At 34.6% G+C, this 20,179-nt stretch carries 22 protein-coding genes and 1 pseudogene; 19 read left to right on the top strand and 4 right to left on the bottom strand.

Annotated features, from left to right (window positions below):
* The first annotated feature begins 587 nt into the window (after positions 1-587).
* The 14 genes and pseudogenes from ABF633_RS16870 to ABF633_RS16805 all read left to right on the top strand — a co-directional run bounded on the left by ABF633_RS16870 (position 588) and on the right by ABF633_RS16805 (position 9,866).
* Complete coding sequence (locus tag ABF633_RS16870) at positions 588-1,502, top strand: helix-turn-helix transcriptional regulator (RefSeq protein WP_415525155.1); 915 nt, start codon at positions 588-590, stop codon at positions 1,500-1,502.
* A 48-nt stretch (positions 1,503-1,550) separates the two neighbouring features.
* Positions 1,551-2,375, top strand: a complete 825-nt coding sequence (locus tag ABF633_RS16865) for an SDR family oxidoreductase (RefSeq protein ID WP_415525153.1) — start codon at positions 1,551-1,553, stop codon at positions 2,373-2,375.
* Between the two features lie 227 nt (positions 2,376-2,602).
* Positions 2,603-3,436, top strand: a complete 834-nt coding sequence (locus tag ABF633_RS16860) for a nitroreductase family protein (protein WP_415525151.1) — start codon at positions 2,603-2,605, stop codon at positions 3,434-3,436.
* A 98-nt stretch (positions 3,437-3,534) separates the two neighbouring features.
* Positions 3,535-3,882, top strand: a complete 348-nt coding sequence (locus tag ABF633_RS16855; protein WP_415525149.1) for a nuclear transport factor 2 family protein — start codon at positions 3,535-3,537, stop codon at positions 3,880-3,882.
* Positions 3,883-4,031: 149 nt separating this feature from the next.
* The gene (locus tag ABF633_RS16850) at positions 4,032-4,319 is read left to right on the top strand and encodes a Dabb family protein (RefSeq protein ID WP_415525147.1); all 288 of its coding nucleotides are present in this window, start codon (positions 4,032-4,034) and stop codon (positions 4,317-4,319) included.
* Between the two features lie 513 nt (positions 4,320-4,832).
* Positions 4,833-5,351 (top strand): annotated as a pseudogene (locus ABF633_RS16845) (iron-containing alcohol dehydrogenase); the annotation flags it as partial.
* Positions 5,352-5,455: 104 nt separating this feature from the next.
* Positions 5,456-5,743, top strand: coding sequence for an MFS transporter (locus ABF633_RS16840; RefSeq protein WP_415525145.1), 288 nt, complete (start codon positions 5,456-5,458; stop codon positions 5,741-5,743).
* The gene (locus ABF633_RS16835; protein WP_415525143.1) at positions 5,743-6,663 is read left to right on the top strand and encodes an MFS transporter; all 921 of its coding nucleotides are present in this window, start codon (positions 5,743-5,745) and stop codon (positions 6,661-6,663) included. Before ABF633_RS16840 ends, ABF633_RS16835 begins: the two co-directional genes overlap by 1 nt.
* A 183-nt stretch (positions 6,664-6,846) precedes the next feature.
* On the top strand, positions 6,847-7,341 hold the full coding sequence (locus ABF633_RS16830) for a flavodoxin (RefSeq protein WP_415525141.1): 495 nt from the start codon (positions 6,847-6,849) through the stop codon (positions 7,339-7,341).
* 16 nt (positions 7,342-7,357) lie between these two features.
* Positions 7,358-7,771 (top strand): aldo/keto reductase, encoded by a 414-nt coding sequence (locus ABF633_RS16825; RefSeq protein ID WP_415525139.1) that lies wholly within the window; start codon positions 7,358-7,360, stop codon positions 7,769-7,771.
* A gap of 177 nt (positions 7,772-7,948) precedes the next feature.
* Entirely contained in the window at positions 7,949-8,335 is a 387-nt protein-coding gene (locus ABF633_RS16820; protein ID WP_415525137.1) for a MerR family transcriptional regulator, read from the top strand.
* A 118-nt stretch (positions 8,336-8,453) separates the two neighbouring features.
* Positions 8,454-8,771 (top strand): 4Fe-4S binding protein, encoded by a 318-nt coding sequence (locus ABF633_RS16815; RefSeq protein WP_415525135.1) that lies wholly within the window; start codon positions 8,454-8,456, stop codon positions 8,769-8,771.
* Between the two features lie 34 nt (positions 8,772-8,805).
* Positions 8,806-8,943 (top strand): hypothetical protein, encoded by a 138-nt coding sequence (locus ABF633_RS16810; RefSeq protein ID WP_415525133.1) that lies wholly within the window; start codon positions 8,806-8,808, stop codon positions 8,941-8,943.
* A 257-nt stretch (positions 8,944-9,200) separates the two neighbouring features.
* Positions 9,201-9,866 (top strand): NAD(P)H-dependent oxidoreductase, encoded by a 666-nt coding sequence (locus ABF633_RS16805; RefSeq protein WP_415525131.1) that lies wholly within the window; start codon positions 9,201-9,203, stop codon positions 9,864-9,866.
* 294 nt (positions 9,867-10,160) lie between these two features.
* Here ABF633_RS16805 and ABF633_RS16800 read toward each other — a convergent pair whose 3' ends face one another.
* Positions 10,161-11,222 (bottom strand): AbrB family transcriptional regulator, encoded by a 1,062-nt coding sequence (locus ABF633_RS16800; protein ID WP_415525129.1) that lies wholly within the window; start codon positions 11,220-11,222, stop codon positions 10,161-10,163.
* A gap of 360 nt (positions 11,223-11,582) precedes the next feature.
* Here ABF633_RS16800 and ABF633_RS16795 point away from each other — a divergent pair, with 360 nt between their 5' ends.
* The 3 genes from ABF633_RS16795 to mtlD all read left to right on the top strand — a co-directional run bounded on the left by ABF633_RS16795 (position 11,583) and on the right by mtlD (position 16,039).
* On the top strand, positions 11,583-12,524 hold the full coding sequence (locus ABF633_RS16795) for a substrate-binding domain-containing protein (RefSeq protein WP_415525127.1): 942 nt from the start codon (positions 11,583-11,585) through the stop codon (positions 12,522-12,524).
* A 126-nt stretch (positions 12,525-12,650) separates the two neighbouring features.
* Positions 12,651-13,283 carry a metal-dependent hydrolase gene (locus ABF633_RS16790; RefSeq protein ID WP_415525125.1) on the top strand — a complete coding sequence of 211 codons (633 nt, stop codon included), beginning with the start codon at positions 12,651-12,653 and terminating at the stop codon, positions 13,281-13,283.
* A gap of 560 nt (positions 13,284-13,843) precedes the next feature.
* Positions 13,844-16,039 carry a bifunctional mannitol-1-phosphate dehydrogenase/phosphatase gene (gene mtlD / locus ABF633_RS16785; protein WP_415525123.1) on the top strand — a complete coding sequence of 732 codons (2,196 nt, stop codon included), beginning with the start codon at positions 13,844-13,846 and terminating at the stop codon, positions 16,037-16,039.
* 214 nt (positions 16,040-16,253) lie between these two features.
* Here mtlD and ABF633_RS16780 read toward each other — a convergent pair whose 3' ends face one another.
* Together ABF633_RS16780 and ABF633_RS16775 are read right to left on the bottom strand one after the other, a co-directional pair.
* Positions 16,254-16,619 (bottom strand): DUF4363 family protein, encoded by a 366-nt coding sequence (locus ABF633_RS16780; RefSeq protein ID WP_415525121.1) that lies wholly within the window; start codon positions 16,617-16,619, stop codon positions 16,254-16,256.
* Positions 16,620-16,687: 68 nt separating this feature from the next.
* Positions 16,688-17,416: a DUF421 domain-containing protein gene (locus ABF633_RS16775; protein WP_415525119.1), complete on the bottom strand. Its 729-nt coding sequence runs from the start codon at positions 17,414-17,416 to the stop codon at positions 16,688-16,690.
* A 264-nt stretch (positions 17,417-17,680) separates the two neighbouring features.
* Between ABF633_RS16775 and ABF633_RS16770 the strand changes: the two genes are divergently transcribed.
* Both ABF633_RS16770 and ABF633_RS16765 read left to right on the top strand, forming a co-directional pair.
* The gene (locus ABF633_RS16770; RefSeq protein WP_415525117.1) at positions 17,681-18,124 is read left to right on the top strand and encodes a MarR family winged helix-turn-helix transcriptional regulator; all 444 of its coding nucleotides are present in this window, start codon (positions 17,681-17,683) and stop codon (positions 18,122-18,124) included.
* A gap of 260 nt (positions 18,125-18,384) precedes the next feature.
* Positions 18,385-19,197: a nitroreductase family protein gene (locus tag ABF633_RS16765; protein ID WP_415525115.1), complete on the top strand. Its 813-nt coding sequence runs from the start codon at positions 18,385-18,387 to the stop codon at positions 19,195-19,197.
* 148 nt (positions 19,198-19,345) lie between these two features.
* On the opposite strand, the gene ABF633_RS16760 is transcribed toward ABF633_RS16765, so the two are convergent.
* On the bottom strand, positions 19,346-20,179 hold an 834-nt coding region (locus tag ABF633_RS16760; protein WP_415525113.1), incomplete at its 5' end, for an undecaprenyl-diphosphate phosphatase.

Below are 20,179 nucleotides of genomic sequence, written 5' to 3'. Positions count from 1 at the left end.
GCTGTAGCTTTTGTAAAAGACAATAAAGTTGTCATTTACAATATATGATAGCACAAATTACAATATAATAATGTCACAGGTGTTGTGAGTTGTAATTAATGTTGTAACTGTTAAAAAACAATAAAGTTTGTCCATGAATAAAAAAGTTTGGGCAATTAATGTTAGTAATTGCTATCAAATATGAATAGATACGTGTTAATATAAAAGCTTATATTAAGAGTTAGGAACTTTTAATCTGAAAATGATTAGGGGTTCCTAATTTTTTATTATATTAAGATAATAGGATTAACACTAAAGAAGTAAGGTTTTAATAGTAAAGCATGGTATTTTATAATAAATTATTTTTGATCAGAATAATATATTTTATCACAGGAACACACATAATTCGGTTTGCTTCTTGTGATGAGGTCTTGATTACTTTAGTAGATTTTTTAAAAAATGCCGAAATGAAACACCCAGTGAGTTCAGACAGAAATATATAAGATAATCGAATAGGTAAAGCAATAAATTTATTTTGAATTATAAGACATGAAACTTGACATACTATTGTCAAGTTTCATGTCTTATAATGATCAAGAGGTGATTGTATGCAGATAAGCAGACTATTTGAAATTGTTTATATCTTGCTTAATAAAAAAACTATAACCGCCAAAGAACTGGCTGAACATTTTGAAGTATCTGTAAGAACTATATATCGGGATATTGACACTTTGTCTTCAACAGGTATACCAATTTATGCAACGCGAGGAAAAGGTGGAGGTATAAATCTGTTAGATGAGTATATTCTTAATAAATCATTGCTATCTGAAAATGAGCAAAATGAAATATTATTTGCCTTGCAAAGTCTAAATGTAACACAAAATCTAGAAACAGACAAAGTGCTTTCAAAATTGAGTAGCCTGTTTAATAAAAATAATATTAATTGGATTGAAGTAGACTTTTCTCCTTGGGGCAGCAATAAAAATCAAAAATGTCAATTTAATAGCTTGAAAAGCGCCATTATTAGGCATCAGGTAATTGAATTTGAATATTTTAGCTCATCCGGTGAAAAAAGCAGCCGAAAGGTAGAGCCTATAAAACTTATTTTTAAAGTTAATGCTTGGTACCTTCAAGGCTTCTGTTTATCAAAAAAAGCATATAGAACCTTTAAAATTTCACGTATGTCGGATGTCAAGATAACGGGAGAGATTTTTATAGAAAAATCTACGAAAGAACTGAATGAAGATATTCAAAAGTATAAATTCAATAATTGGATAGATATACAATTGAAAATATCTCCAGATGGAGCCTATAGGGTCTTTGACGAATTTGAAGAAAAAGAGATTGTAAAAAATCAAGATGGCTCATTTACTGTTAATACAACTTTGCCAGAAGTAGAGTGGATGTTCAATTATATCCTTTCATTTGGAACAACAGTTGAAGTGCTATCCCCTCAGAGTATAAGAGGAATGATTCAGGATAAGCTGGAAAAGTTACTTAAAAAATATAAAAACAAATCATAATAACTTGACACTATGTGGTCAAGTTATGGTAGGTATAATGAAAAAGTAATGAATAACTACAAAATAAAAAAGGAGAATAGGATATTGGAAGTATTAACAGATAATAAGGAACTGGAAGGTAGACGAATCCTTGTTACAGGCGGAACTAAGGGGATTGGGGAAGCAATCGTTCAACGACTTACCAGGGCTGGAGCAACAGTTATTACCACTGCACGAACGATTCCTGATGAACTTCAGGATTCAGAATTGTACATTCAGGCCGACGTCAGCACACCTGAGGGTACCACAAAAATTATTAGAGAGGTGCTTAAACGTTTTGGGGGTATAGATATCCTGATCCACAATGTTGGAGGTTCATCCACTCCAGCCGGTGGAGTTCTTGCCCAAAGTGACGATGGTTGGAAGCAAACATTCGACACTAATTTGTTTTCTGCCGTGAGATTGGACCGAGGATTAATACCCTCAATGATCAAACAGAATTTTGGTGCTATTATCCATATCACGTCTATTCAACGTCGACTCCCTGGAAATATGACCATGGCATATTCGGCAGCTAAAGCGGCATTGACAAACTATAGCAAGGGATTAGCTACTGAAATTGCTCATGATGGAATACGTGTCAACACTGTTGCACCTGGCTTTACTGAAACAAAAGCTGCAGAGAGACTTATTGAACGGATGGCAAAGAACTCCAAAACTGATTATGATGATGCACGGCAGGAGCTGATGGATGCTCTCGGAGGTATACCACTTGGCCGCCCAGCCCGCCCAGAAGAAGTAGCAGAGCTTGTTGCTTTCCTGGTATCCGATCGGGCTTCATATATTACAGGTAGTGAACATATCATTGATGGTGGAATCATTAGAACAATTTAATGATTCAAAAGTGAAATTCCATAAAATTCTAAATTCACTTAGTGATGAAATAAACAAGGAAAGATATTATGATTATAAAACAACTGCGGTCTGTTAAAGTCTAGTTCTGCCGAGCGAATGCTCATGACAGCAAGTTGCCTGCAGAGTGCTTTACGGAGTATGCTATTCTCTATAATTAAGGGGAAGATAACTGTCCTGCGCTGGGGCTAGATAGGAGAATGAGAAAAATGACATATTTAGATTTTATTCAAGTAAATCAGGATAAATGTATTCGCTGTGGTCTTTGTGTTAATGTCTGCAGAGGGGTTCTTAGTATGGAAAGTCATGGACCGGAAGTCAGCAAGGATCTGTGTATTAATTGCGGACACTGTGTGGCTGTTTGTCCTACAGAAGCATTGGATCATACCAACTCACCTTTAATGAATCAGGTACCGCTGGAGAAAATATCGGTTTTAGACGCAGATACAGCAGCACAATTTTTACGTTCGCGGCGTTCTGTTCGCTCTTATAGACAGACTCCCGTGCCGCGTGAAAAAGTTCGACAACTTCTTGATGTTGCCCGCTTTGCGCCAAGTGCATGTAATTCACAAGGTGTGGCCTATCATGTTGTGGATAACCTTGATATATTACGCGGAATCACCGTCGCTACTATTGAATGGGCAGAAGAAGAAATGAAAAAAGTTTCATCATTATCATTATCGCCATGGGCGTCCAATACTGCAGCACAGATCAAAAGTTATAGAGAGTCTGGTCAAGATGTTGTGTTACGGAATGCACCGTGCCTGGTGGTGGCTATAGTGGATAAAAACTTTTTACCACTTGGTCGAGACAATACTCATTTTACATTGACATATGCACAATTATATGCATCGTCTATTAAACTTGTAACCTGCTGGGCAGGATTATTTGAATTTTGTGCTAGCTCTGGCTACCAGCCACTCCTCCAACTTTTAAATTTACCAGAAAATAAAAGTGTGACCGGCGGACTTATGGTGGGGTATCCTGTCAACCAATATAAACGATTGGTTGACAGGGATCCCTTACAAATAACATGGCAATAGGATTGTATTAGAAGTAGAAGCGTTTAATAATTAAACGGCCAATATTAGAATATAAAAATAAAAACAAAAACTTATAGTTAAATACAAGGAGAGATATTATGCTTACAAAATTACCAAAACCTATCAGAACTTATTTTGATGCAACCAATCAGCCTGACTCCACTGCATTTCTTTCGGCTTTTGCAGAGGATGCCGTTATAAAGGACGAAGGTAAGGAGCATCGTGGAATACAGGCCATAAAAGATTGGAGTGATGGCCAGCAGTTTGCTGCTCAAATTACACTAGAACCAACAAATGTTGTGCAAAATGGTGATAATACTATTGTTACTGCAAAGGTAGACGGTAACTTCGATAGGACCGGACTTCCAGATCCAGTATTGCTTGATTTCCACTTTACCGTTAGAAATGATAAAATTGTCAGATTGACCATATTACTTACTGAGTAAAGATTCATTGCTTTATCGTGGGGATTGGATTTATCTACTACCGCGAGAAAGGAAGTACAATTTATGGAAGCACAGCTAAAGTTACTATCATGGTAAATGGGCAGAAGAAAGCCTATACAATACTAAAAATAATACAAGGAGGTTAAAAAATGATAATAAACAATTTGCTACTGAAGCTAAAAGAAAGAGATAATGAAAGCATTTTAAAGGCAAAGAATGCACTTCTCAGTTTGAAAGGAAAAATAGAGGTACTTCTTGATTTACAGGTGGAAGTGAATATTCGTCATGGAGAATCGTCTTATGATATCATACTGATTACGAAATTCGCTTGTATGGAGGATTTAGATGCGTACCTTGTCCATCCGGTACATATTGAGGTGGCTAAATATATTGGAAGTGTAGTGGATACTCAGTCAGCTGTCTGCTATGAAGCATAAGACGAAGCCCATTAATTGAATATGATTATTTTGTAATGGCAAAACTAAAAGCTTTCAACGACTCCCTTATTTAATGGCTACACCTTTTCTCAAAATAAAATTTACGCGTACCAGTATAATATTTTTAATTGATAGGAGATAATAAACTTTGTCTCGAAATAAAAATCATTGTCCAAAGCATGAAGGAAATTTAGGCGTTTTGTCCTGTATTCCTTCATGCTTTTTTTATATCTTCTCCCAAATGCTCAGAGGCTTTATAACGGAGTGAAATTATACTATAGTGTAAAAAGTTCATGCAAAATTATGTTGATAAAGTAGTTTTAATATTTTAAAGGATTATAAGGCCTATAAAATTAGGTCATTCGTAAAGAAGTGGAAAAACTATTGAACAATATGAATATCATATCGTTGTGAATGTATGGATAAAAATAACAATGGATTTGATAGGAGTGCAATTAAATTTAATAGTATCAAAAAAACACTTGACTTGGAGCTAACTCCAAGTGCTAGACTAAATTTGAAGCCAATCCATTGAAATCAACAGTTATGGCAGGCGGTGCTTTTGCAAAAGAAAAAAGCTGTGATTTTATTGTGGCTTTAGGTGGTGGAAGCTGTATGGATGCGTCAAAGGCAATTGCCATTATGGCTACCAATGATGGATATTATTGGGATTATGTTTTTGGTGGAACGGTAAAAGGGAAGGCAATTGAACATAAACCACTTCCAATTGTAGCAATTACAACAACAGCAGGAACAGGTTCTGAAACTGATCCATGGGAGGTTGTAACACATGAAGAAAATCACGAAAAAATAGGATTTGGTAATGACGATACGTTTCCTGTTCTGGCAGTAGTTGACCCAGAACTTATGATGTCTGTACCACCAAAATTTACTGCTTATCAAGGATTTGATGCATTATTTCATAGCGTAGAAGGATATGTTTCTAACGGTGTCAACCTTATGAGCGACATGTATGCAATTACAGCAATAGAAAATATAGGACGTAATCTTGCAAAGGCAGTGAAGAAGGGTATGGAGTATTTACTCCTGCAAATACTTAAATAATTCTTTGAGTGTTCATTATTTTCATGTTTTTTAGAATGTCAAATTATTTGTAAAGGAGTTGATAGTAAAATATGAGAAATACCTGGAAAATTTACATGCTGGCCCTAATTAGCTTTGTGGTCAGTACATCGGAGTTCGTCATTGCAGGTATCCTGGACAGAGTCGCTGCCTCTGCTAATATATCGGTATCGGTGGCAGGTCAATTGATCACCGTATTCTCTATTGCTAACGCTATCGGTTCTCCAATTGTCATCATGGGGACGGCGAAAATGGATCGGCGTAAGTTATTAATGATTTCTCTCGCTGTAATTGTGCTGGGCAGCATTTTAACATTCACTCTTCCTGGTTTCGGTTTTTAATGGTCTCTCGTGTTATACTTGCTGTAGGAAGTGGAGTTTTTGTAACCACTGCTAAGACCTTCGCAGCAAAACTAGCGTCGCCCGGACATCAGGCAGGAGCGATTGCCACCGTTATAACGGGTTTCAGTGCGGCCCTCATCATCGGTCTCCCAATTGGTCGTGTTGTGGCCGCAGCATACGATTGGAAGGTAATCTTCTTGGGTATCGGTATTCTTAGCTTGATAGCAATCTTCATTGTGGCGGGAATGATTCCGTCCACAGCTGGAGAGGAGGCCGTCCCTTTGGGCAAGCAACTCGCTCTTTTGAAGAACCCGAAAATCGTAATTTCCATTTTTATAACCTTCTTCTGGCAGGTAGGATATGCAGTGCTCTATTCATATATTGCCCCCTTCTTGATAGGCGTTACACAAATGAGCGAACGGGAAGTGAGCATTGCCCTATTTTCTTTCGGTATCGCTGCCTTAATAGGTTTCAAGTTCGGAGGCTTGATGACTGAGCTGATCGGTGTTCACCGATCACTTTTGAGCAGCATGTCTGTCAATGTGATAGCTCTGGTGTTACTGTCCACTATCGCCAGATCAACTTTTGTCACCATTCCATTGCTTATGCTATGGGCTTTTTCAACATGGTCGGCTGGTCCGGCTGTGCAGTATAATATGGTCTTGCTCGCTCCAGAAGCCTCAGGAATTATGCTTGGCCTGTACGGTTCCATCATACAGTTCAGCGTAGCCGCTGGGGCCGGAATTGGGGGTATTGTCGCGGGAAGCTCATCGATGTTAGCAATTAGTTGGATCGGGGCTGCATCAGTTGCGATTGCTGTATTTATTCAGTGGGAAGCATTTAGCTTGATAAGGCATAATAAGTTTCGCAAAAATGACGAACTCAAATATTATTCCGCCTCCGGAGAGGAACGGCACTAGTGGCACTGCTACATACAGGTACTTGCATGTATTGCAACCATTGTCAGCCGTGCCCCTTCGGAATCAATATCGGTTCCGTAAACAATACCTGTATCTGGCAAAAGCGCACAGGCAAAGTAAGATAGTAACAATACCATTAGTCCGTAAAATACGGATAATACAAATAGAGAGGACGAACAACACATGTCAGAAAGGAAAAATATTCTTATAGTTTATTTCTCTTATACCGGCAACACAGGCAAACTTGCAAATCGAATACACGAAAATGTTGGAGGCGATATTATAGAAATCCAGCCAGTCACGCCATATTCAGACAACTACAATGCGGTTGTGGATCAGGTATTAAAGGAGCAGAAAGAGAATTACAGACCTGAGATTGAAACAAAAGTTGATAACATCGAATCTTACGATGTAATTTTAATTGGTTCACCTATCTGGTGGTATGAGATAGCTCCTCCACTCAAAACTTTTTTGGAAGAAAATGATTTGTCGGGGAAAACTGTTGCACTGTTTACCACCCATGGAGGTTATGGAAAAGGGAAAAGCGATGATAATATTGCAGAACTTTGTCCACAATCGACTATTTTAGAAAGCTTTTCAATTGAAGGCACAGAAGTAGACTCTGAACAAGAAGATGTATCAGGGTGGCTACATGCAATTAATATGGTAAAAGAATAAGTATAGGTATTATATATTGCTAAAAATTAGTAATACAGATATTCATCTAACAATTAATCCTTTAGGAGCTGGACTTCTTACAGGAAAATATGGGGTGAATAAACGACCAAAGCAAGGACGATTAGTTGAAGAAAAAAGATATACAGATCGCTATGGGGATGAAATGAATTTTGCTGTAGCTGACCGATTTAATGCATATGCTTCGGAACATGGTATGAACCCCTCAACACTTGCAGTTTCCTGGGTTATGTCCAATCCTGCAATAACAGCACCCATTATCGGGGCAAGAAATTTAGAACAGCTTGAATATTCCCTGGCTGCTATTGATGTGGAAATGACTCCAGAATGGCGCAATGAAATATCTTCACTTTCTGTTACTCCTGCACCTGCAACGGATCGAGGAGAAACGCTGCTACCCACGTGGACATAATGTCCAAATGGATATACTCCTCCTATATGTTTGAGTAAATTTTCTTGATTATTTATATAAATTGTAATTTATTTAGTAATTATATGATTGGAGTACAGCTTAACTGCACTCCAAAAAACACTTGACTTGAAGTTAACTCCAAGTGTTATTATATAGGATATCAGGAGGTGAAATCGCATGACGATTACAGAAGTAAGTGAAAAATTTGATGTTTCACAGGATACACTCCGCTATTATGAACGCATCGGGCTGATTCCTCATGTGAACCGCAATAAAAGCAGAATCAGAGATTATACGGAAGAAGACTGTGGTTGGATAGAATTTATTAAATGTATGCGAAGTGCAGGTCTTCCCATTGAAGTATTAATTGAGTATGTTGGCCTGTTTCAACAGGGTGATGAAACTGTTGAGACAAGAAAAGAGCTCTTAATCGAGCAGCGTAAGCAGCTCATGGCAAGAATGGAAGATATGAAGAAAACGCTGGAACGTCTGGATTATAAAATTGCAAGATATGAACAGGCAGTAGTTACGAAAGAAAAGGAATTAAAAAGAACGGATGATTAGTATTTCTGCTTTCCAAATGGGAAATTATAAATTAAGTCCTCTTTATACTTGGTTTGGAATTAAAAAGTGTAAAGAGGTTTTTTAGTATATGTTTTTAATATAGAGAAAACATCTTGACTTGGAGTTAACTCAAAGTGATATCCTTGAAGTTCTTGCAAATGCTCCAAGAAGTTCATTTAGCGGACATTGTATGTATTGTGGACATTGTGCCCCATGTTCAAAAAAGATAGATATTGCATCAGTAAATAAATATTTAGATTTAGCCTTAATTCAAGAAGATGTTCCTGAAACATTAAAGAACCATTATGACTTATTAGAACATCATGCAAGTGAGTGCATAGAATGTGGGTTATGTATGAAAAACTGTCCATTTGGTGTGGATGTTATTAATAAAATGAAACTGGCAGTTAAACTATTTGGCAATAAAGAAAACTAGAGAATTCTCTGAAAGCCTTGGTATAAAAACCCGTTTGTCCCAATATGGTGTTGGAGCTGATAAAATACCGGCTGTTATTGAACAGCTAAAGGCTCATGGGATGACAACGCTCTCAGAAACTCAGGATCTCACATTGGATATAAGCCAAAAGATTCTTAAAAGAGCATTGTAATTTTCATTCATAATTTATGACCTGTCTGTAACCTTCTAGTCAGACCCAAGAGTGATTGAACGAGTAGTGGAAGTGTCAGAGGCAAAAGATTTTGCAAAATAAATTTTATTAATGAATAAGATGTAACTAAATATCATATTTTATACTATATATAAAAAATGTGCATTCTTCCGTATTTATAAAATGTAAAATATAATCTAACTATAGATACGATACGTGCAATTTACATAAGAATAATACGAGAGGTGGAATTTTAGATGTCCATTAAAAAAGAAGAAATATTAAAAGCATATAATTTTAGACATGCTTGCAAAGAATTTGATGTAGATAAAAAGATTTCTAAAGAGGACTTTAATTTTATTTTAGAAACTGGAAGGTTATCTCCAAGTTCTTTTGGTTTTGAACCATGGAAATTTATCATATTACAAAACAAAGAACTTAGAGAAAAGCTTAGTCCTGTAGCTTGGGGAGCACAAAAAAAACTTGAAACTGCAAGCCATTTTGTGATAATTCTTGCAAGAAAAAAATCTGAAATGATTTATAATTCAGATTATATATATAACTTTATGATTAATGTTCAAAAGCTTCCAGGAGAGATTGCAGATGAAAAAAGAAATTTTTATAAAGATTTTCAAATGAACGACTTTAAATTACTAGAAAGCGATAGAGCCTTGTTTGATTGGTCCTGTAAACAAACATATATTGCTCTTGGAAACATGATGACTTCGGCTGCTGAAATAGGAATAGATTCTTGTCCTATCGAAGGCTTTAATAAAGAAAAAGTAGAAAAGATTCTTGAAAGAGAAGGTATCATTAATAAAAATAAGTTTGAAGTATCCGTAATGGCTGCATTTGGATATAGAAAAATCAGCCCAATGCCAAAAACAAGACAGAACATAGATGATATCGTCGAATGGATTTAATAAATAGCAGAACATAGTGGAATTGAAGGTAATATTTATAAACGCTCTAAAGTTTTAAGTAAGGTTAGAGCGGTTTATTTTATTAGAAATAGATATGACGTATTTGTAAGATAGTGAGAAGTAAAAAGTATTTATGTAACAAGAAGCAACGGATAAAGTAAGACTCCGTTGCTTTTATATTTTTAGTAATAATTGCAATGTTAATTAGCTGAATTTAGAGTAACTGCATACTTAAGTGTTCTTACCATCTGGCTTGCAAAAGAGTTTTCATTATCAAACCAGGCAGATACTCCATCATTTTCCAATAAGGTGTACCATAAAATTGATAATCTGTGGAAATAAAGCCATTACAATAACTGCACGTAGTACCTGCATGATTATGACATCCGTATTTTCAACACCTATGTCAGCGGAAATCAGCGCCATATCGGAAGCTCCTGCCGGGGTTGTTATGAGCATGGACTCTTTTCTTGTAAATCCACAGGTTTTTCTGATTATTATGCCTGTAAATAAGCAGTTTGCCATATAGCTAAGTCCAATGATTATTAGCGGAATCAAAAGGTATCTAAGTTCCAGTACGTCATTTAATGTGATGACACTGCCAAGATAACAGCCGCTTAAAACTTGGGCACATTTTTTTGCCCAGCGTGGTATGTAAGCAAAATCAAAAACTAACTTTAGAATAAGGACTGCAATAATAGGGAACACAAAGGAACCTGATGGAATGCCAGTCATGTTGCCTAATATTCCTGCCATTGTAGCAATTATGAGGGTACATACAAAGGATTGCCAGGATTTTGTTTTAGATTTTTTACGTTTCTCAGTATTGGCTTCCCTTTCACCATCTTTTTGGATAGCCGTTTTCCTATTATCATAAGCAAATATCAAGGCGGGGAATACACCTATACCTAGTACCTGCCTGACTATCTGCATGACGGCTACCTTTGGTGCATCTGCTCCCATGCTTGCTGCTATGATAGGTGTATCGCTAATACCTCCAGGAACAACAGACATAAGTGAAGTCAAAAGATCTAGTGGACTTACCATGTGTATGAGTAAACCTGCTGACAGATTCAGAACAAGAAAGCCCAGCAGCATAATGATGGCAGGCTGAATTATTACTGGAACTCTTTTTACATCACTTTTTTCCATGATGCATCCAATAAATGCTCCAGCAATTATTTGTACAAATAGTTTGGTATTTTTCGGTACGTAGGTAGTTCCAAAGAAAATATTAAGTGCAGCTACGCCTATAATGGCACCAACCATGAAGCCACCTGGGATTTTCATTTTGGATGCGGCAAGCCCGAAAATACTTCCAATAGCTAGTGTTAAAAATAAATATAAAAAATTCATCCTATGTCCTCCCATTTCAGATTTAATATCTCAATTCGTATCGATTTGCACTTGAAACATATAAAAATGTGCGATATAATATGAAATAAGATATAAATAGATGAAAATAAGTTTTTAAATATAATAATATATCAATTCGCACAGAAAATCAATATGGATTTTATCCGATAACTAGTCGCTGTAACACTCCATTTCACTTTGTGAAAGTGATTCACACAAAATTAAAAATTTTGCTTATCCTTTTCTACAAGGTGGAGATAACAGCGACACGTTCCTGGATAATTCATCTAAACTTAGTGGGAATACAAAACCCCACTAAGTAAGATTCATTGATAATATAGAGTAATTTGGAGGATGTCTATGAACGAAAAAAATGCTTTATCTACACAGGAAGTTGCAGATATGCTTCATGTTAGTAAGAGCACAATATACGATTTAATTAAAAGAGGAGAAATACGTTCTTATAAGGTTGGAAGGAAAGTACGCTTTACGGAAGATGATGTGAAGGAGTATATTTCCCATTCAAGGGACAGTCAGTCCGTTATGAGTACACCTGCTTCTGATGGGACAGGTTTCAGCCTTACGGGAGGCGATAAGAAAACTGATGGGTTTATCATATGCGGACAGGATTTGATCTTGGATGTACTTTCAAACTATATGAGACTTCATGGCGTTCCTGCACTCAGGGCTTATATAGGAAGTTATGACAGTCTGGTATCTCTCTATAGGAATAAGGTTAATGTGGCATCGGCCCATTTGTTGGATAGTGATACTGGCACATATAATATTCCTTATGTCAGAAGACTTATTCCTGGAATTCCAACAGTTGTCATTCGTTTGACATGCCGCATGCAGGGGCTTTATGTTCAGAAGGGTAATCCAAAAGGAATTACTACATGGGCAGATTTTCGACGGGATGACATTACCATGATTAACAGGGAATATGGAGCCGGTTCAAGAGTACTGCTTGATGAAAATTTAAAACTTCTTGGAATATACGGAAGTTCTGTTAAGGGATATGATAATGAAACCCAGTCACATCTAGCGGTTGCCAGTGTAGTCAGCAGTGGTAAGGCGGATGTGGCAGTAGGTAACGAAAAGATAGCAAGACAGGTGGATAACATAGAATTTATCCCACTCCAGAAAGAAAGATATGATTTGGTTATCAGAAAAGAAGACCTGCACACTACAGAGATTGAAACCTTGCTGAAAATTATCCGATCAGATGCATTTAAGAATGAGTTTGAACATATAGGTGGATATGATACAAGTGGGATGGGGAAAATTATTGCAGAAATTTAATACGAAAAGCAGGGGACTTTAATTCTATATATTAGAAAATAATAATAATTTACCACCTAATCGGTTATGTGGTATCATCTTGTATATAATTAAAACGTACTATGAATAGATTTGGAGGAATTTATAATGACTGGAAAAACACATGCGGCAGTAGGAATTTGTTCAGCAGCTTTTATATTAGTACCTAAAGTAGACATAAAAACAGCGTTAATAGGATTAGGCTTTTGTATTATAGGCTCTTATGCTACAGATGCAGACCTTAAAATGTCTAAAGCAGGACATGTTGTTAGTGATGTTATTCATGCAGCTTTTACTTTAGCAGTCATATATTTGGTATTAACATATAAGCTGCATTACAATATATGGGGGTTAGTAGGAAAAAATATGCCGAATCAACTTAAAATTATAGGAGGTTTATTTATAGTAGGTTCTATAATCCTTGGGAGGATTACAGGTCATAGAAAGTATATGCATAGTTTAATTGGTTTCTTTATTATGACTATGGGTGTATGGCTAATTGCAGGAAACTTTGCTATTTGGTTTGGACTTGGGTATGCTCTGCATATGATAGTAGATCTCCTAAACGAAAAACCGGAAGCTTTGTTATTCCCATTACCATTAGGAAAAGTTTGCTTTTCACTTGCAAGTTCTAGGGGAATTGTAAATTGGGGTTTAGCTACAATCGCTTATGTTGCTTTTATATATAAAATAATATCTATTTATAGCTTTAGTTATCTACATAATGTTTTTTTTAGATAGGAGATAAATATTTGTGTGATTAGGGTTAATGTTAATACCGACTGCAGGGTTATAAATTCATCTCAGGAATCCTATAATGAAAAAATGTCCGAAGATTATGGGCAATGAGCAAAAAATTTATAGTACTGGATAACTAAATATTATATCCATATATAGAACCCGATGTACTCAGTAATGTGAGTATATCGGGTTCTTATTTTACGAAATGAGGGATAGATAATTTTGTATGAAGGTTTATTATTTGTTTACATTTGTATCCTAATTATCAACTTGACAACTAACAACCTATAATATATAATTGAGTTGTTAGTTGGAAAGCACATGCTTTCATTAAACGTGTCACAAAGATATCATAATATACTATTCTTTTAAAAAAGTTTTTAAATAGAATATGTATTCGATACAGTAATCTAATCTATGCCAATACTTTCTAATTTGCATATATGACTATTTACTAGAGTCATTATATGCATCGGCTAACAATTTGCAAAATAATGACGTAAATAAAAATAATAGACCAAATTTACAAAAAACATATGTTTTTTGATTGGAGGTAAAATATGATTTTTCAAAGCAAAACAGTAAATGCAGCAATTTTTGATATGGATGGAACTATGTTTGATACAGAAAGACTTAGAATGAAAATGTTAAAACAGGCGTCTGAAATTCTCTATGGGAAAGGTATGGAGGATGAGCTTCTGATGGATTCCTTAGGCCTTAGTGCACAGTCCTCAGAAGCACTTGCCAAGAAGGAATACGGGGATAATTATCCTTACAAGGAAATCCGCAAAAAAGCAGATGAACTTGAAATGGAGTATGTCAGAAGAAATGGAGTTCCGGTTAAGAAGGGGCTCATTGATGTTCTGGAAAGATTAAAAAAGAACGGTGTATTACTTGCAGTTGCTACATCAAGTAAACGAAGTATAACTGAAGAGTACCTTATGCGTTCTTATATAATAGATTATTTTGATATTGTTGTATGCGGAGATGAGGTAAAAAACGGAAAGCCAGATCCAGAAATATTTTTAAAGGCTGCTGGTGAGTTGAATTGCGAACCTTCAAATTGTTTAATATTTGAGGATTCTCAAAATGGCCTTCTTGCTGCTGCAGATTCAGGAGCAATGCCTATATTTGTAAAAGATATGAAAGAGCCAAAACAGGAAATTAAAGCTCGTGCATTTAAATCCTATGACAGCATGTTGGATTTTTTGAATGACTTGATAAAATTTACTGCTAAAATGCCTAAGCCAAGGCTAAATGAACATTTTCCGAGAAGATTCAATCATATGAAGGTAGGAATTCATGGTTTTGGTGCCATAGGTGGAGGGTATTTAACACAAATTTTTTCACATTGGGATGGTTACACAAGACCTATTGAAATAGTAGGGGCTACGAGAAATTCTACTTTAAGAGAGTTAGTGAATGCCTTTGGTAAATTTAATGTTCATTATGAAAACTTAGCTTTTGATCAAACAATCACTAATGTGAGACTCATAGATATTTTAGATGAAGCTGAAATGGAAAAAATGTATGTAGAATCAGAAATCATTGGACTCAGTCTTCCAGAAGCAGCAATTAAACAGGAATCAGTTATCATTGCAAAAGGTTTAATGGAACGATATCGGAACAATGGAAAGGCTATAACCATTCTTGTAATATTAAATAAAATTAATGGTGGTTTATATGTAAAACGAAATGTTGAAAATGCACTGAAAAATTTCGTCGCAGAAGAGGAAGCAAAGAAAATCATATCTAAAGCCTTTTTTGCTGAGACGGTTGTAAACAGAATGGTTTCTAAAATACACAAAAAAGCTCTTTTAAAACAAGTAGGAATGAATTTTAGAACTGTTGAAGGAAATATAGCCAAAAAAGAACTGGATATGGGTTCACTTTTCGAAAGTTCTTCAGAAAAAATGAGTATTGATGACAAAAAAGATAAGAAAAATACGAAGGAAAATAATGATGTAAATAAAGATACTGCTTTAGTGAAAGATATTTCTAAAAAACTATACAATGTGTCAGAAATTACACAGGAATTATCTAGACTGAATATTACCTTATTCAATAGTGAGCCTGATATGTTATTGTATGCAAGTAAGGGAAGTCCTATTTTAGAAAGAATTAGACAAATTAAAATAGTAGATAATATAGCGGAAATGCAGGATGTGAAGAACAAATTATCCAACGGAACCCATGCCATAATTGCCTGGTATTCAAGTCTTCTGGGTTACAAAACAATTGGTCAGGGTATGGGAGATGAACGTGTAATTTCTCTTGTGAAAACAGTGATGAAAAAAGAGATAAGACCAGCTATACTAAAACATGATGTGGAATTGACAGAGTATGTGGATAATTTTATTGCAAACTTTATTAAACGATGCAGGTATTCTTTTAAAGATCCGTGTATCCGTGTTGGGCGTGACCCCTTGAGAAAATTACAAAGAGGAGAGCGTATACTTGGAACTATTGATTTGGCACAAAAAAATAATGTTTCCACTCCTATGTTAGAGTTTGGTGCAGCAGCAGGTCTGCTTTATGCAATTTCTTTAATAAATCCTAATGATAAAGAATGTCAAATCATAAAAAAATTATACGATAAAGAAGAATCTATTAAAGATATTCTAACTTATGGTGGCAATTATAATGGAAAACCATATCTGGGTTTAGATGAGAAAAAAGATGCAGATTTAATTGAAAGAATCGAAAAACAGTTTAAAGAGCTTATAGAAAACAATTCTAAAGAGTGTGTTTCTTAGGATTAGGATAAAAAGAAATTTTGATGGATTGTACTGCATTAATTGATATAAATATTATGTATAGTATGCATATTCAATTATGAGTTAAAATATAGAAAAGGGCTGTGACCCTTTTCTATATTTTAATAAATCATTACATAACTGTCATTCTGGAGATTTTTCTAAATATAAAGAAAGATTTATAGGATATCATTAAAGTATAAAATCCTGCTGCTTATCTACCTAAATCATCCCAATGCTGTTTGGCTTCACTTAATTCCATTAAGGATGCAGTTTTGTCTTTAGAGTTAATAGAGGCTTTTATTCGAGCAATACTTACACTTAGAGCATTCATTTCATCTCGCTCACTGCTAAATTGAATTCGTTTAGTTACAGCTTTCCAAGCTGTTTCCAATTCATCGGTATTTTGTCCTGCTAATTTCCAGTTATCTGATGTTACAGCTTCCGTAATTGTGTCCATATGTTTTGGAACATTATCCCAATCTGCTATAGGCTTCTTAAAAAATTGACCACTAAGCATGACTAATACAGAAATTATCAGAAAAGCTACTGGAATGAATATAACAAGGAATTTTCTCATGACTATATACCCCCTTCGTAAATTATAATGTTGAATCTGCAAAGTTATTTTGTATGCAAATAGACTTATCAATAAGGACCTTTAAAATCACCTACAACAATAGGTTTTTGTATTTTATCTTTGAATTTATCTACGTACAAAGAACCTGAGGCCTCATAAGTAGCCAGAAATACTTCAGAAGGATCTTTTACTCCATATTTCTTCAGCTCGGATCGTAACCATTTACGATTACGATTAATTTGTTTTAAATTCAAATCTACCACTATACCATCATAAATTAATTCTATTCCTATTCCGGTGTTAGGTACAGTGATGTTCATATCTTTTGCAGTTACTGGCTGCAATTCCGGTTTTTTTAGAACAGAAAGTTCACCATTGGGCTCTAACACTGCAAAGTGAACTTCATTTAGATCAAATACATCTTTAGTTCTTAACTGTTGTTGTAAATTTGCAGCATCATACCTTAATTTACGCATATTATTTTCTAATATTTTACCATTCATTATTATTATAGTTGGTTCTCCTTCTATATATTTTGCTGCAAACCTGGATTTAGTTGTAAGCAGGTCAATACCTAATCCGACAACTGCCCAAGTGGCAAGGCCTACCCAATGAGGCCAAGCTCTACTTGATAAATCAGTTGTCATAGTAGCAGCTATTGATCCAATGGTAATTCCAAGTGTATAATCAAAAAAAGTAAGCTGACTTATTTGTTTCTTACCTAGAAGACGTGCAAATATTAATAATGAGAAAAAAGCAATGATTGCTCTTACAAATACTACAATTCCTTCGTTCAATAATATCACTCCCACATAAAAGTATTAATATTTTTAACATATATAAAATTATATTTATCCATGTGTACATTTGCTAGGATAACACATATAGGTAATAATTATTCTAATTTCTGTCTATTAATTTAATAAGAATCCAAAATAACTGTTTATTATTGGTTAAAGGTTGAAAGATTTTGTGTTTTAATTAATAAATGTTACTTGACAATAGTTCTAGATGATATTAATATATGTATATACATATATTGCATTGGAGGTATAATATTTATGTCTTATTTAAATTCATATGATGTATTACATGTAAAAGGTTGTGCATGCGGAAACTTGAGAAAGACAACAAGAGTTATTACGCAATTTTATGATAAAATTCTTCAGCCAACTGGATTGCGCAGCACTCAATTCTCGCTATTAACTAATATTTTAGTACACGAAAATATTTCAGTAAGTGAATTGGGAGTTAAATTATTAATGGATCAAACTACAGTAACTCGTAATATTGAGATATTAAGGAAAAAGGGATATATTACTGTTACAAAAGAAGATGATGATTCAAGGAGAAAATCTATTTCCATAACTAATGATGGAGAAAAGAAGCTTGAGGAGGCCATTCCATTATGGGAAGTAGCTCAATCTAAAATAGAACAGGGTATAGGTGCTGAAAATTTTCAGGAATTTTTAAAAACACTAAATTATATTCAAAATTTAATTTAGTGTTTTTTAGCAATTATATGTATATACATGTAATCTGCGTAATTTATTGCTGATTATATATTAATGCAAATTTATTAATGTCTTATATGTATTTGTATATAGATTACAAATATTTTATTTGTTAGATACAGTAATATTTTTTAATAAAATATATGTATATACATACAAATTTTTAAAAAAGAGCTATAAATATATAGAAATTAAAACTAATATTTATATATCTATGGGCTCTTTCAAATAATTACAAGGAGTGAATAAAAATGAGTTTAATAACTGTAGATCAAGAAAAATGCATTAAGTGTGGTATTTGTGTAAAGGAATGTCCAACAGGATTATTGCGAATTGGAGAAAAAGGACCAGAAGAACTTGCTAATGGAAATTGTATGGCTTGTGGTCATTGTGTGGCTGCTTGCCCAAAAGAAGCCATTGACAATAAAAAAACACCTTTGGTTAAGCAGATTAAACCAAAAGAATTTCCAAAATTAAATGCAGAAGAGGCAGAAAACTTTCTTCGCTCACGACGTTCAATTCGTTCTTATAAGGAAATTTCTGTGCCGCGAGAAAAATTAATTCAGTTGGTTGATATTGCACGTTTTGCTCCTACTGCAAGCAATAAACAGGGTGTATCCTATGTAATAGTAGATGATAGAAAAGTAATGGAACAAGCTGTTGAAATTGCAGTCAATTGGCTGGAGAATGATGCAACTTTCAGTAAGATATTTTCTGGCGTTATTAAAAATTATCACGAAAAAGGAATTGATACTGTTTTGCGAGGAGCACCTAATCTTATTTTAGCTACTACTGATGTAAATTTTTCAGGTGGAAGAGAAAATTCAATTTTTTCATTAACTTACCTTGAGTTATTTGCACCATCTCTTGGATTAGGGTCATGCTGGGCTGGAATATTTGAAATATGTGCACTTAGCGAAAATTCTCCAATGCTTAAATTATTGAACATTCCAGAAGATAAAAAAATTACAGGAGCTGTTATGGTGGGATATCCTCAATATAGTTACAAGAGACTAGTGGATAGAAATCCTTTAGATGCTACTTTTTATAAAAATATAAAATAATTTATTCAAATTAAGAGCAGCAACAATATCATATGAAAGAAGATGTAGTTGATATAGAAAGTCTCTATAAACAGAGTTCTACGAATGTAATAATTACTATATTTTAAAGAAAAAACAGAAGGAGGTGAGAAAACTCACCTCCTATTTTCTAAACAAAATGTGAAATTAAAATTATTGCTCCAACGATCCAACAGTAAAAAGAAAATGGACGCATAGCATTGACTTCCTTTTTATTAAACCAGCGCATAAGTATATTAACAGCTATGAGTGCACATATACCTGCAGCAATTCCTCCTATAATTGACATATTCAATAAAGGACGATTTGCTGCTTTAAATAATTTTGGTACTTCAAGTATTGATGCTCCAGCTATAATTGGAGTAGCCAGCAGCATTGAAAATCGAGCGGATTCTTCATGCTTTAGGCCCATCCAAAAGCCAGCAGTTATACTGGAACCTGATCTTGAAAACCCAGGGATAAGTGCTAAGGATTGAAATAAACCTATTATAGCAGCTTGTTTATAACTTAGACCCTCAATATCCTTTTTCCCTTTAGAAGCAGCCTTCTCTCCTACAAATAATATAATTCCATTTAAAATTAAAAATATAGATGCCGCTAAAGCACTTCCAAATAATATTGTTAACTTCTTTTCAAAAATAAGTCCTATTATTGCTGCTGGAATCGTTCCAACAATGATTAAAAATAACAATTTCTTAGAATCTCTGCTATTAAAAATAGACTTTATAACAGCTTTCCAATCTTTCCAAAAGAAAATAAAAAGAGCTATAGATGTACCTAGATGCATCATTACTACAAACGGAAGGAAGTTTTCCTTTAAAAATTCAGGCTGTAAATTCCATCTGAAGACATAAGGGGCAATTACTGAGTGCCCTGCACTACTAATTGGAAATAATTCTGTTATGCCTTGTACTATTGCTAATATCAAGGTTTGAATAATTGTCATTAAAACTCCACCTTTACT

It is taken from the genome of Clostridium sp., from assembly GCF_047718555.1.
Lineage (GTDB): Bacteria > Bacillota > Clostridia > Clostridiales > Clostridiaceae > Clostridium_I.
This window is presented reverse-complemented; position numbering and strand designations above follow the sequence as displayed.